This window comes from Oxynema mangrovii CENA135 (assembly GCF_016632315.1).
Classification (GTDB): domain Bacteria; phylum Cyanobacteriota; class Cyanobacteriia; order Cyanobacteriales; family Laspinemataceae; genus Oxynema; species Oxynema aestuarii.
On record NZ_JAEOXH010000002.1, the window covers coordinates 775,391 to 788,024 of the forward strand.

The 12,634-nt window shown below is 44.4% G+C and carries 12 protein-coding genes; 8 read left to right on the forward strand and 4 right to left on the reverse strand.

What is annotated here, in order from left to right; all coding sequences use genetic code 11:
* The first annotated feature begins 199 nt into the window (after positions 1 to 199).
* From JJD41_RS17005 to JJD41_RS17015, 4 genes are all read left to right on the forward strand, one after another.
* Entirely contained in the window at positions 200 to 649 is a 450-nt protein-coding gene (locus JJD41_RS17005) for a hypothetical protein (RefSeq protein ID WP_200668710.1), read from the forward strand.
* Positions 650 to 740: 91 nt separating this feature from the next.
* Complete coding sequence (locus JJD41_RS24920; RefSeq protein WP_234488883.1) at positions 741 to 914, forward strand: hypothetical protein; 174 nt, start codon at positions 741 to 743, stop codon at positions 912 to 914.
* Positions 915 to 988: 74 nt separating this feature from the next.
* Positions 989 to 3,661 (forward strand): hypothetical protein, encoded by a 2,673-nt coding sequence (locus tag JJD41_RS17010; RefSeq protein ID WP_200668711.1) that lies wholly within the window; start codon positions 989 to 991, stop codon positions 3,659 to 3,661.
* 18 nt (positions 3,662 to 3,679) lie between these two features.
* A complete protein-coding gene (locus JJD41_RS17015; RefSeq protein ID WP_200668712.1) occupies positions 3,680 to 4,504 on the forward strand; it encodes a hypothetical protein in 825 nt (274 codons plus the stop codon).
* Positions 4,505 to 4,654: 150 nt separating this feature from the next.
* Here JJD41_RS17015 and JJD41_RS17020 read toward each other — a convergent pair whose 3' ends face one another.
* Positions 4,655 to 5,062: a hypothetical protein gene (locus JJD41_RS17020; RefSeq protein WP_200668713.1), complete on the reverse strand. Its 408-nt coding sequence runs from the start codon at positions 5,060 to 5,062 to the stop codon at positions 4,655 to 4,657.
* 364 nt (positions 5,063 to 5,426) lie between these two features.
* Here JJD41_RS17020 and JJD41_RS24925 point away from each other — a divergent pair, with 364 nt between their 5' ends.
* Together JJD41_RS24925 and JJD41_RS24930 are read left to right on the forward strand one after the other, a co-directional pair.
* Entirely contained in the window at positions 5,427 to 5,699 is a 273-nt protein-coding gene (locus JJD41_RS24925; RefSeq protein WP_234488884.1) for a transposase, read from the forward strand.
* A gap of 44 nt (positions 5,700 to 5,743) precedes the next feature.
* Positions 5,744 to 5,995: a transposase gene (locus JJD41_RS24930; RefSeq protein WP_234488885.1), complete on the forward strand. Its 252-nt coding sequence runs from the start codon at positions 5,744 to 5,746 to the stop codon at positions 5,993 to 5,995.
* Here JJD41_RS24930 and JJD41_RS17030 read toward each other — a convergent pair.
* The gene (locus tag JJD41_RS17030; protein ID WP_200668714.1) at positions 5,973 to 7,184 is read right to left on the reverse strand and encodes a glycosyltransferase; all 1,212 of its coding nucleotides are present in this window, start codon (positions 7,182 to 7,184) and stop codon (positions 5,973 to 5,975) included. The genes JJD41_RS24930 and JJD41_RS17030 overlap by 23 nt on opposite strands.
* 80 nt (positions 7,185 to 7,264) lie before the next feature.
* Positions 7,265 to 8,935, reverse strand: coding sequence for a glycosyltransferase family 39 protein (locus JJD41_RS17035; protein ID WP_200668715.1), 1,671 nt, complete (start codon positions 8,933 to 8,935; stop codon positions 7,265 to 7,267).
* Positions 8,936 to 9,200: 265 nt separating this feature from the next.
* Between JJD41_RS17035 and JJD41_RS17040 the strand changes: the two genes are divergently transcribed.
* Both JJD41_RS17040 and JJD41_RS17045 read left to right on the forward strand, forming a co-directional pair.
* A complete protein-coding gene (locus tag JJD41_RS17040) occupies positions 9,201 to 11,375 on the forward strand; it encodes a CHASE2 domain-containing protein (RefSeq protein WP_234488886.1) in 2,175 nt (724 codons plus the stop codon).
* A 251-nt stretch (positions 11,376 to 11,626) separates the two neighbouring features.
* On the forward strand, positions 11,627 to 11,854 hold the full coding sequence (locus tag JJD41_RS17045) for a hypothetical protein (protein ID WP_200668717.1): 228 nt from the start codon (positions 11,627 to 11,629) through the stop codon (positions 11,852 to 11,854).
* Between the two features lie 116 nt (positions 11,855 to 11,970).
* Here the strand turns inward: JJD41_RS17045 and msrA are convergent, their stop codons facing one another.
* Positions 11,971 to 12,627: a peptide-methionine (S)-S-oxide reductase MsrA gene (msrA, locus tag JJD41_RS17050; RefSeq protein ID WP_200669248.1), complete on the reverse strand. Its 657-nt coding sequence runs from the start codon at positions 12,625 to 12,627 to the stop codon at positions 11,971 to 11,973.
* Positions 12,628 to 12,634: the final 7 nt, after the last annotated feature.

The following is a 12,634-nucleotide window of genomic DNA, read 5'->3' on the forward strand; positions in this document are numbered from 1 at the left end:
CTATCTTGAGTGAACGGGTAGCAGGCTACACACATTTCACTATTTTTGTCAATTTTCTTAATTGATGACAGACCCTAGATAGATGACGTTATCGTTTGGGTGCGATAACTTTAGGGTTTTGTCCGTAGGGAAAAGAAATTGCCAATCAATCAAAGGGTAGCCAATGGTGGTTGGTTTGGAGCGTTCGCGGTGAATCATCATGCTGAAAGTCAAAGGAATTGCGATCGCGGTGGCGGCGTTAGTCGGGAGTCACTTAGGATTTACGGTCATTCCGCAAGGATTGTCATCGGACAACGTCGAGGTGGCGATCGCGGAAAGACGGTTAGTAATGGATGAGAATGGAGATTACTACAGTGCAGGAACAGGCCCTCGGCTCGCTTACGAATGGCAAGTAGTAGATCCCGATCCGAATGGATTAAATTGTCGATATTACAACCGTCGAAGAGGTCCCAACGGTCGAGATATCTATGAATATCCGGTTGGTACAACCTTCCAAGAAGGAGAGCTAATCAAATCGGCCATGATTCAATTAGACAATCGCGGTTTGCCTTGGTTGTGGATAGGAACGTCGGCCACCACGGAGATTTGTTACGTTCGAGCCAACTCGCGATATGTGCAGCCCGTTCGTCCGTTACATCGTGGATATTAAATTATGCTCTTGTGGAGTAGCTTGCCTGCGTGTATGCCGTGGGATTTTCGAGCAGGACAATGCGCGGCTGAGACGGCGAGAGATGAGAATTGTGACCCGTCTTATCCCGATGTATGCATTCCAGCATATCCGCCCGATTTGGATTGTGGCGAGATTAGCGAGCGACGGTTTCGAGTCGTCGGTTCGGATCCTCATGGATTTGACGGCGATCGCGATGGGATTGGTTGCGAACGGTAGTCAATTTCTGATTATTCAAATAGATTAATTAGAAAGGTAAAATACATGCTAAGCATGTTAAATTTCTAGCTTATTGTTATTTTCCAGAAAGTTGAGAAAGTCATGAGTAATGATTATTCCCAAAAAGGAAATTTTGGAATGGGAGGAATGCATGGAGGTTCTTTTGAGAATTTAGGTACTTTGGCTGGAGTTATCGAGAATAGTCAAATTACTAATACTATTTACGCTCATAATGAAAAAGAAGACTTTATAGAATTAGATGAAAAAGACTTTAAAACTTCACTTGATTATATATATCCAGAATATTACAAACACGAAGAAACAGCAGAAGAACTATCAGTTAAACATATTTTATCGCAACGAGTTCTTTTATTAGACAGAGAGATTGGTGATTATACGAGCTTAACTTGGTTTGCAGACAGATTAGCAAAAATAATGTTTTCAAAACATAAATTCAAAATATTAAAATGTAAAAAAGATCGACTAAATTCTTTAGACATTAAGATTTTACGGAAAGCTAGCAATACATCAGACAAATTGCTTTTTATTATAGAGAACATTACCTTACAAGAGATTTTGCCTCTTAAGGAGATATCATTTTTTCAAAAAATACAAAAGAAAGAGAATTTGTTTTTATTATGTATTACAAAGGAATCTATTAAATCAGATTGGGGAGAAAAATCATTTAAAAACTATTTGTTAAATACAAACGATAGAATTTCGCCAGAATTGATTTCAAAAGAAAACTTTATACAGTTTTACAATAAAAAATTAGAATATAGAGAAAAATTAATATGTTTAGGTTTAACATTGTTTGATGGCTTGGCTGAAGATCAATTTTTTGCAGCGCTAGAAGAAGTAGTCGCTCGTGCTTGGCAAAAAAGAGATCCTTCATTAAAAGCTCTTGACTATTGTGATATTCAAAACTTGTACAAAGAATATTTTAATTTTTCTGATAAACAAGAACAAATTCAATATATTGCTCCATTCAAAGTTATTAAACCTCAAATTCATAGAATCGATGTCTCTAGTGTCGATATTGGCAATTCAGAATTACGTATTGCATTATTTGAAGCGGCCTGGAAAAGAGATAGTAAATATAGCTTGAGACGACAAGTCATAGCAGCTATTTCAGTGTTAGTTGTGTTAGTTAAAGAATCAGTAACTAAAAGTAATTTTAACTGGGAATTATATGGAGATGAAGAAAAAAGCCAGAATCTAAGAAATGCTATTGCTAGATCGCTTTCTGATTTGGGCAAAGTTTCTATTAGTGCCATAGAAGCTATGCAATCGGCTTTAGCACAACTAGGTATGAATGATGATGAGAATATTCGAGATGTAGCAGCACGAGCAATTGCCACTTGGTACGCTTATCCTGAACACAAATCTAAATTTTTCAGAACTTTAGAGAGTTTTTATAGCTTATCGTCTTCTTTAAAAAAACATTATTTAGAACAGGCTAGAAACAACAATTCAAATCAAAACAAAACACTATACAAAGATAATCTCGGTGCTACAATTGCCTTGAGCATATATTACGCAGTAGAATATGCGGAAGCTAATTGCCTTAATACAGAACTAATTGATTGGATCCTAGAACTATCCACTTCAAAAAACTTGACTGTGTTAAATACTTTACTTAATAAGACCATAGTAACAGCTACTGCTTTTCATTTAAAACAGCTTTATGAAAACAAGATCATACACAAACTTTTAAACCAAGGATTATATTTTTCCTTTTTTATAGGATCGGGAATTGCTAAATCATTCTATAAAAATCAATACCAAACAGTACACCTCATAATCAATCAATGGTACGAAGACTATTGTCAAGCAAAATTACCACAAAAAAATAAAAAGTCTAAAAATAATATCGATGCAAATAATGACGAAGTTAATGTAGATGAAAAAGCCTTGGTTATCGCTTTTACTTATTCATTTATCGATTATGAAATTTTTGATGGTGTTTTTAATATTAACTTTGTTTCTTGCTTGGAAAACCTGTTTCAACTTTTAATATTAAATTCTGATTCTAGAGTTAGAAAAAATATTTTAACTTCAACATTATTCACGATCAACAAAAATCAAGAAAAATTCAAAAAATACCTTGATGCTCTTATCGAAAACTTACCTAAATCTAGAATTGACAGCATAAAAGGCAATATTATTGAAATTATTTTGAAAAATGCTAATGAAGAGAATATCAACTTGATTCTATCGAATGACGAAAAAATAGACCCTGAAGAATATTTTATATTTTTCAGGCTAATTGCCTTAGCTCAAGAAATCAAATTAGATAAAGATCGCAAAATCTTAAAGCAAACTCAGGCTGTCAATTCTTTAGTAAAACAAATCATTCTAAATATAAATGTAAGACAGAATAATGCAAGTAAAAGTAATATATGGAAAATTGAATTATTAGCATTACAAATAGCTGGAGCCAGTGCATTTGAAATATTAATGAATTCAATTGATAGTAAGCTAATAGAAAGCGAAAATATTTTCGATCGAAGTTCCGATACTATAATAAATTTTTTGGCCGGAGGACTACTAGAAATTTATTTAGATCAAAGATCTTCACTTGCACCAAATTCTAGTACCGAATTTATCAAATTTGAAAATTGCGAATACCCTATTTGGAAAAAAGGCAAGAGACCTTTGACTTCAATTGAAAATTATTTAATTCAATGGTTAAAAAGAAGTGATAAATTAGCCACAAAAGAATTAGCACTTTATTCATTGATTTTGTTTTCTAAAAAAAGAAATATTTTTTAAAAGGAGAAGAACTAAAAAATGAATAATACATCTTTAAACCAAGCAGACAAAATAAAGAATTCAACAAATAATCTGGCAAACAATCAAAATCAAGATTCAATAAAAATCTTATTGTTCTATCTAGTTAGATTAGTATTTTCATTTTTAATAATTTCAAAACTAAAAAATAAAATCGTTCTACATCGCTCGTTTATTTGTCATTTTATGCCAAGGCTATATGAGGTTATAAAAACAGATACAGATGCAATCAATAGAGTTATAGAAAAAATATCTGAAAATCCAGATACCGAAATAAAATCCCTGTCAGAATCTTTAGAAAAAAATGTTTTTTTGTTAGAAAATATTGGCCTAATTATTACTCTTTTTTTAATTGTTACAAGTACAACAGTATTTGGAATTCATAACTTAAAGGGAAAATTTGAAACTGCACAGATAGAAAAAGAACAACTACAAAGTCAAGAAGAAAATATTATTCCATTAGAAGAAGGAAATGAACTGGAAAGTTCACAGAGAGCGCTAGAGAGGCAGATACCTAATCCATTTTACCAAGAAAGATTTCCACAAAGCTCTTGTGGAGATCCTCTCCCGCAAAACCCAGAAGAGTATCCAATAACTTTTTATCCAGTATTCGCAAGTTATTCTGAAAGGAACTTATCAATAATACAGGATTACTATTGTACAGATGCATACGGACCTATTACTAGAGATAACGGTCAAATTGGAATCCAAGTGGCTTCTTTTGTCGGACGGCAGAGATCGGAACTATTTCAACAATTTATGAACGAGCAAGTTCCACAAGCTCTGTGGGAAATAGGCAATCCTACAATAATTAATTCTCCATAGTCAGCCTTTAGCAATTTAGATGAGTTCTTCCAAACTAACGATGTATTTTTTTTGAAAAGCTATGCAATGCATTTATTCAAAAATTTTAAAACATTGTTGGCTAATACAATTAGTTAAGAAGAACCTTTTATTTACCAAAACTTTAAACTTTTAAGGTCTTGGGAATGAATCAGATTCTGTTTGTTTTTTTTGAATCTTTACAGCTTCATCAATAACTGTTACCAAAAATGTAGCAATAGGATGATTTATTGATTGTTTTAATGCTGCAGCACCACTAACACGTAAAACTTGTAAGATATTATCAAATAAAGTAGGGTTTTCCTGAATTTCATTAATAACTTGTCGAGCTACATCCTCTTTTTCTGCTTTAGTTTTAGTTTCAAAAGAATTAGTTATTGCCAGTTGATTAAGCAAATCTTGAATTTCTTGAGCAACTTCACTTAAAGATTGCTTTTGTTCTTGTTTATTGACTCCAGCAATAGTACTTTTGTTGTTTAAAACACCTCCATTAACTTGTCCAATTCCAAAATTTCCTTGTTGGGAATAATTATTATTCATGATGTTCTCGATTTTTTGAAAATACTAAGGAGCTAAAATTTCAACACACTATAATTTTAAATCACTAGAATTTTGGATCAACCTTAAAAGTCGCCAAGCACCTGTTGATTGTAAAATCAAGCTTTAAATTTTTAGCAAACTTCGTTTAATGGTAAAGCATTTTTTTGATAAAACACTTTTACTTCATATTTTTTTACACATAAAACCTTGACATCTCGATGTATATTCGAGATGGATTTGAGAAGTGTCCCGAGATAATACATTATGGAAAAGGAAAAGGGAGGGAGGAAGGAGGAAGGAAGGAGCGAGAGCGAAAGCCTGGAAAGAGCGACAGGAAAAGTTGGGGTATCGCGAAACCTCGAAGATGTTGACGCAATGGAAACAAGAAGAGGCGTTGCAGTTGCTCACAGAAGTCTCTGCGGTTGCCCTCCAACAAAGATTGCGTCACCTCGAAAAGGGATATTCCAACTTTGTCGCTGGAAGAGCCAAGTATCCCCATTTTAAAATTCACGAACAAATTAAAGATGCTCGGAGTGACTGCCTGCACAAACTGACAACCCGCTTGGTGCGTGAAAACCAAACCCTAGTCGTGGAATCCCCCCTAATCCCCCTTAATAAGGGGGGAACTAAAGAATAAGGGGGGAACTAAAGGGGGGATGTTGCGGACACAAAGTTGATTCGATGGCGTTGAGTGCCAGAGAGTGGACCTGTTCTAAATGTGGGACGGTTCACGATCTCGATCTCAACGCCGCACAGAATCTTTTGGCGGTGGGACACACCGTTACAGCCTGTGGAACGAGTAGGGGTGGTTCGCGAACCACCCCTACGGCGAAAAACTCGTCAGGGGCAAAAACAGGAACCCAAATCGTGAGGTTTGGGAATCAGCGTCCTTCCTTCGGCGGTGAGGATGTCAATCCGGCTCGACTTCCGTGACCCGCCAACTCAACTTGAGATTCAACCAAAAATTCCATAACGTGACGGCGGCGATCGCGATCAGATTGGCCAGGTAACGGTTGATTCCGAACTGATTAAATAACAGATTTAATAACAAAATATTCAAGACCAAACCGAGCAAGCAAACGCTATTAAATTTCAACAGCCGTTTGAAACGCTTGCGCCAACCTTTTTGTTTTTGGGACATATCGGCGAAGGTCCAAGCATCGTTCCACAAAAAATTATTAATAATGGCAATTTCGGCGGCGATCGCCTTACTGCGGGTCAGTCCCCATCCCAACGTACTCGGATCGCTCAATAAATATAAAACCGCCATATCGACAAATACCCCACTAAAGCCGACGGCGCAAAAGCAAAAAAAACGCACGATCGGCCAACGGGAAGTCCGCAAGCGGATTAAATGACCGATATAATCCACATACTGCCGCCAGGTAACTTTACTTTCTCCTTCCTGCCGTTCTTGAAACACGTAACCGACTTCCGCCACGTCGCCGATCTCGCCGCGACCGAGGACTTCGATCAGGATTTTATAGCCGATCGGGTTCATTTCCCGATCGGCGATCGCGCTGCGGCGCACCATAAAATAACCGCTCATCGGATCGGAAACGCGACCGACCACTCCCGGCAGCAAAATTAAGCCCAACACTTGAGCGCCACGGGATAAAAAGCGCCGGATAAAGCTCCAATCGCTGACGCCGCCGCCTTCGATATGACGACTGGCGACGACTAAATCGGCCCCCTCTTCGATCTCGGCGATCATTTTCAACAGGACCTCTGGCGGGTGCTGTAAATCGGCATCGATGACCCCGAGGACTTCGCCGCGAGCCACTTGCCAACCGCGAATCACCGCCGTAGACAGTCCCCGTTCGCTTTGGCGACGCATGACGCGCAGTTGGGGATAGCGATCGCTCAAAGCGAGGGCGACTTCCCAAGTTTTATCGGGGCTGTCGTCATCGACGACGATCAGTTCGTAGGCGTTCGGAAGGGTCGGATCGAGCAGTGCGGTGAGTTTGCCGACGATCGCTTCGATATTCTCACTTTCCGTATAAGTCGGCAGGATCAGGGACAGGCGCAAGGGCCGTTCGCCTTCGGTTGCTTTAGGCAGAGGGGGAACGATCGCGGCTCCCGTGGGGACGGGAACGAGGGGAGTAGGGGAAGATTCATTCATGCTAAATATCTCACAATTAGTCTACAAGCCCCCGTCAGGTTGCTTAAGGGAGGGAGGACGCAGGGCACGGCGGCAACGGCTCAATCGTACAGCGACAGGGTGAAGTTATCCATCTCCATCGTTCCAGTAACCGTTTGGCGGGTTTGCAAGCCGTAATGACGACTGAGGGTGGCGGAGATTTGGGCATTTTGTTCCGGGGTACTCGGGGGCGACCACACCGGGGCGGCACTGTCGAGCCACAAGACGCGATCGAAGCGAGACGGGTCCGCCTCGATCGCCCGGGCCAACGCCTCCGGCAGGTCGGCAGCATCGCGGGCGAGCAACAGCACCGACTCCCTGGGGGGAATGTAGTACGCCAGACGCATCACGTGGCCCCACGCCCGGGAATTGAGGGCGATCGCGGTAGTGGCGTCGGTTCCGGTCACCGTCAGATCGGCGATTGGGTGAAAGGAACGGCGCGATCGCGCGGCATAATCCCCCACACTCAAGAGTAGATACACCGCGAGTATAACCGTGGCGATCGCGCTGCGCCACCGGGGGCCGAGTCGTTCCAGCCACAAGGCGACGACCAATAAAAATCCGGGCAACATGTAGATCGTCGATCGCCCCCAACCAAAGCCGAGGGTGAACTTGCCGCCGATCGCATCTACACTCAACGCTACAAAGAGGATGAAGACACTCAACAGTAAGATAACCCCGAATCGACGGCGGTCGCCGCGTTCCCGTTGCCATAACTGCACCAGAGCCACGCCGACGACGGCGATCGCCGCCATCCCCGCCGCCACCGTCGCCCCGAGGGGAACGCTGGTGGTCCAATCGCCGAGAACCAATTGCGACCCCAGACAAACCGCTACGTCCTGGGCGTGACGGACTGTCGCGGCCCACCATCCCGGCGGTGCGTCGAAGCGCCCGAAATCCGCATTTCTCAACTGTTGGGGAATCCCCCACCACATCCAAGGCGCGGTTAGTGCAACCCCCGCCCCCAAGCGGATCCCGTGTTGCCACCACTGTCGGCGGTCGAGATACAGACACAGGGCCGCCAGGGCCAGAACCCAATAGGCAAACAGATAAAAGGTCATACATCCGGCGCATACGGAGCCGATTAAGACCAGGTGCCACCCCCATGGAAAGCGGCGCGGGGTTTTCTCCGTTTCCGGGGCACTCCAGCCGATAATTTCGAGCAAGGCCCAGGCGCTCAGAAGGCCCCAGAAGACTAAGGGGGCGTACATGCGGACGTTGAGGGAGTGATTGAGATAAAAGGGGTTGAGTCCTAACAGGGCCGCAAATAGCAAGCCGGGACGGTGACCGAGCAAACGGCGACCGAATCCGTAAGCGGCGGCGATCGCCCCGATCCCGAATAAGGCATTTAAACTGCGAACCGCAGCGACCCCATTCCCGAACCAGCGCAACCACAGATGCTGACTCAGATAAAACAAGGGAGGATGGGGCTCGCCGCCGACAATCCCGCGCAGCAGGTCGGCGACGGTCTTGAGGGTGTCGTCGAGGCTATTTTCTACCGGGATCGAAAGCAGTTGGGTATAGTCGGCGAGGGGAACCGGAACGTCTGGCGGTTTGACGAAGGCAATTTTTTGACCGGAGGAGAGCAGGACCGATAACACTTCGTCATACCAAAATTCACGGGTATCGAGATGGACGATGCGGAGCAACACCGCGATCGCGATGCCCAAACAGGCCCAAAACTCGATCGAAAACGGCTTTGGCCATTTGAAAGTGAGAAAACGCTGATTCATAACAGATGGAGATAGCAAATCGGTCGGGGGTGGCGGTGGAGTGCGATCGTCGGGCGATCCTATATTTGCCCTCAATGGTTCCAGGATGCCCCCCTGGAATACTCCAGGGAACGGGGGGCTGTATAGATGCACCGTGCAGTCTCGGGGTCGATACGACCCGTTACCGGAGCCTATAGTAGAGGGGGACGCCATTCACACCAGAGGGGAGCGTTGGCGTTTCTCTGGCCCCCTCCGCGATCGGACGGCTTAAATGACCATCAGGGAAATGACTCGGCTGTCTATTTTGCCTCAATTTCGATTCCGTTTGAGTTCGATTCAACCGTGGATGACCCGACAGCGTAGAAGCTGGATTGGCGCCAGTTTGATTGCCGGATCGATCGTCTTGTTGCGCTGGGGGGGCGCCTTACAAGGGGGAGAACTGGCGATGTTGGATTTGGGGTTTCAACTGCGACCGACGACGGCGAAAGACCCGCGCATTCTCGTCGTCGGGATTGACGAAGAGGATTTACGCGCGATCGCCCGATGGCCCATTCCCGATCGCGTTTTAGCCGAGGCGTTGTGGAAACTGCAAGGGCGATCGCCGCGCGCCATCGGCTTGAATTTGTTTCGCGATCTCCCTGTCGAACCCGGTTCGGAGCAATTACAACGCGCTTTTGAAAATATCCCCAATTTAATCGGCGTCGAAAGTTTGCCCGATGGCGAAAACTCCTCGGTCGATCCCCCCAACGGTTTGGGCGATCGCGTCGGCTTTAATAATGTTTTAGTCGATCCGGACGGTAAAGTGCGCCGCAATCTGCTCTTTTGGCGCAATCATGGCAAAACTCACGAAAGTTTTGCCATTTATTTAGCCCAGATCTACTTACACGGTGAAGGAATCGAAGCCAAACGCCACCCGTCGGATCCGAAGGCGATTCGATGGGGACGCACCGTGTTGCACCCTTTTATCCCGGACAATCGCATTTATCGCGCGGACGATCGCGGCGGATATCAAGTTTTAGCTAACTTTTATCCCCCAGACCGTTTTACCATCGTTTCCCTCTCCGACGTGCTGGAGGATCGCGTTCCCGCCGACTGGATACGCAATCGCGTCGTGGCGATCGGATTTACGGCGCGCAGTATCAAAGACTTGTTTCAACTTCCCCACAACGGTTCCCCTTTGCACCGTTATCCGGCGGAGCTTTACGGGGTCGAACTGCAAGCCAATTTTATCGCTCAACTGCTCGCTGCGGCCCTCGACGGGCGATCGCCGACGCTCTCGATCTTGCCCAATTGGGTCGAAGGACTCGCCATTTGGGCGATCGCGGGTTTGGGGACGACCTTAGCTTCCCGCCATCGCTCTTTCGGGCGATCGCTGCGCTATTTTGGCATCGTTCAAGTCGCGATCGCACTGATTTGTTATCTCGCTTTTCTTTATAGTTGGTGGTTACCTTTATTTCCTCTCACTCTGAGTTGGTTGAGTTCCACTTTTTTGACGATCGGCTATCGTCTCTACCGCGAAATCGAACTTAAAAAAACCAAGGATTTTTTAGACAAAATTCTCTTAAGTATTCCCGACCCTATCTTTGTCAAAGACCGACAGCATCGCTGGATTATTTTAAATCCAGCCTTTGCCGAACTAATCGGTTATCCGTTAGAACAATTAATCGATCGCCGCGATCGTGAATTTCTTCCCTTCCACGAAGCCGAGCAATTTTGGCAGCAAGACGAGCACGTTTTTCTCACGGGCGATGCTTACGAAACAGAAGAAACCTTGACCGATTCTCGCAATGTCGTTCACTGGATTTCTACGAAACGTTCCCTCCACCGAGACCCCGGCGGAAATTATTTACTCGTCGGCATTATTCGCGAAATTACCGAACGCAAACGCCGGGAAGATGAGTTGAAATTAACCGCCGACCGACTCGCGATCTTTAATGAAGAGTTAAAACAATCGGTGTATTGCGATCCGCTTACTGGACTGCCCAATCGCAAGCGTTTTTACGATTGTCTTTCCCAGGCTTTAGATCTGGCGGCGATGCACAATCAGATCGTGGCTTTAATGTTTCTCGATTTAGATGGGTTTAAACAAGTTAACGACGGTCACGGTCACGATATCGGCGATCGCCTCCTGCAAGGGGTTGCCGCCCGTTTAAAAGGCTGTTTGCGGAGTCAAGATACCGTTTCTCGTCTGGGAGGCGATGAGTTTACAGTAATCATCCCCGCGATTCACCATCCTAAAAATGTCGCTCAAGTGGCGACTAAAATGATTGCGGCGGTTGGCGAGACGTTCGCGATCGAAAATTGCAATATTCAGGTTGGAGTGAGTATTGGGATTAGTTTATATCCCTTTCACGGAGAAGCGGTAGATGAGTTGGTCAAAACTGCCGACATGGCGATGTATCGTGCCAAGCAGTCGGGCAAAAATTGCTATTGTTTTTATTCTTTGCAATTTGATGTTTAAGAATAGCTGTAGATAACTAAAATAGTTTCTGGCTTAAAAAGTCATATAAAGTATTGAAAGGTATTTCGTCATTTTACAGACAAAATAATACGAATCTTCCTGCTAAAAAAATACCCAATTAACTTCTCAAAACATCTGCTTTTTTTCCGGAAAGCGGGAAGCCATAGGAGTAAATCGCTCATGTCAAACGTCAGAAGCATACGACGAGCGCGATCGCTTCCGTGACGATTTACTTGAGCCATTTGGGTGTTATGCTGAGTCAACTAAAAACTACAGTCTACATTGCCTTTTCCCTCGGACTTGTCTTGAATTTAGGGATGGTAGCAGGGGCGATCGCCCGAGGAAATTTGGAGGTTGAAACTGGCGTAACTTTAGCGAAAGGATATTATCCAGAAATCGACGAAGAACCGCCCAGAGGAACCAAACCCGGGGGGGCGAGATGGAGTGAAGACCGACCCCAAAATTGGCCGCTTTTATAAGTTTTTCAATCTAAATTTAAACGTTTCAAAAGTTTCGAGTCCGTCCGTGCTGTCGGTTTAAAATATCGGGCGATCGCTGCTAATGGCGATCGCCTTTTTCATGTCCATTTAAGCGATTAAGTCGCCGCACTCATTTCGGGAAATTCCACGCGAGTTCCCCCTAAACCACAATAGCCATTCGGGTTTTTCGCCAAATATTGCTGGTGATAAGCTTCGGCGTAATAAAAGTCCGGGGCGTCGATAATTTCCGTGGTAATCTCACCGTATCCGGCAGCCGAAAGCGCAGTTTGGTAAGCATTGCGCGAGGCTTCAGCCAGTGTTTTCTGTTCGTCGGAATAGGTGTAAATTCCGGAGCGATATTGAGTTCCCACGTCGTTTCCCTGACGCATTCCTTGGGTCGGATCGTGACTTTCCCAGAAGACTTTAAGCAAGGTTTCGTAACTGACTGCGTTGGGGTCGAAAACGACGCGAACCACTTCATTATGTCCGGTCATCCCACTACAGACTTCTTGGTAGGTAGGGTTGGGGGTCAATCCGGCAGCATAGCCCACTGACGTGCTGTATACGCCGTCTAATTGCCAAAATTTGCGTTCGGCGCCCCAAAAGCAGCCGAGACCGAATAAGGCCAATTGTAAGCCTTCTGGGAACGGCGGTTCGAGGGGATTGCCGTTGACAAAATGACGGTCGGGAACGGGCATTTTTTCCGATCGCCCGCTCAAAGCTTCTCCGGGTTTCGGTAGGGTGAGCTTTTTACCAAATCCAAATAATCCCATAATCATT

Bases quoted from the DNA above. Each gene is read 5' to 3' on its own strand.
- JJD41_RS17005 (WP_200668710.1), top strand. From the start codon at position 200: ATGCTGAAAGTCAAAGGAATTGCGATCGCGGTGGCGGCGTTAGTCGGG.
- JJD41_RS17010 (WP_200668711.1), top strand. From the start codon at position 989: ATGAGTAATGATTATTCCCAAAAAGGAAATTTTGGAATGGGAGGAATG.
- JJD41_RS17015 (WP_200668712.1), top strand. From the start codon at position 3,680: ATGAATAATACATCTTTAAACCAAGCAGACAAAATAAAGAATTCAACA.
- JJD41_RS17020 (WP_200668713.1), bottom strand. From the start codon at position 5,062: ATGAATAATAATTATTCCCAACAAGGAAATTTTGGAATTGGACAAGTT.
- JJD41_RS24925 (WP_234488884.1), top strand. From the start codon at position 5,427: ATGTTGACGCAATGGAAACAAGAAGAGGCGTTGCAGTTGCTCACAGAA.
- JJD41_RS24930 (WP_234488885.1), top strand. From the start codon at position 5,744: ATGGCGTTGAGTGCCAGAGAGTGGACCTGTTCTAAATGTGGGACGGTT.
- JJD41_RS17030 (WP_200668714.1), bottom strand. From the start codon at position 7,184: ATGAATGAATCTTCCCCTACTCCCCTCGTTCCCGTCCCCACGGGAGCC.
- JJD41_RS17035 (WP_200668715.1), bottom strand. From the start codon at position 8,935: ATGAATCAGCGTTTTCTCACTTTCAAATGGCCAAAGCCGTTTTCGATC.
- JJD41_RS17040 (WP_234488886.1), top strand. From the start codon at position 9,201: ATGACTCGGCTGTCTATTTTGCCTCAATTTCGATTCCGTTTGAGTTCG.
- JJD41_RS17045 (WP_200668717.1), top strand. From the start codon at position 11,627: ATGCTGAGTCAACTAAAAACTACAGTCTACATTGCCTTTTCCCTCGGA.
- msrA (WP_200669248.1), bottom strand. From the start codon at position 12,627: ATGGGATTATTTGGATTTGGTAAAAAGCTCACCCTACCGAAACCCGGA.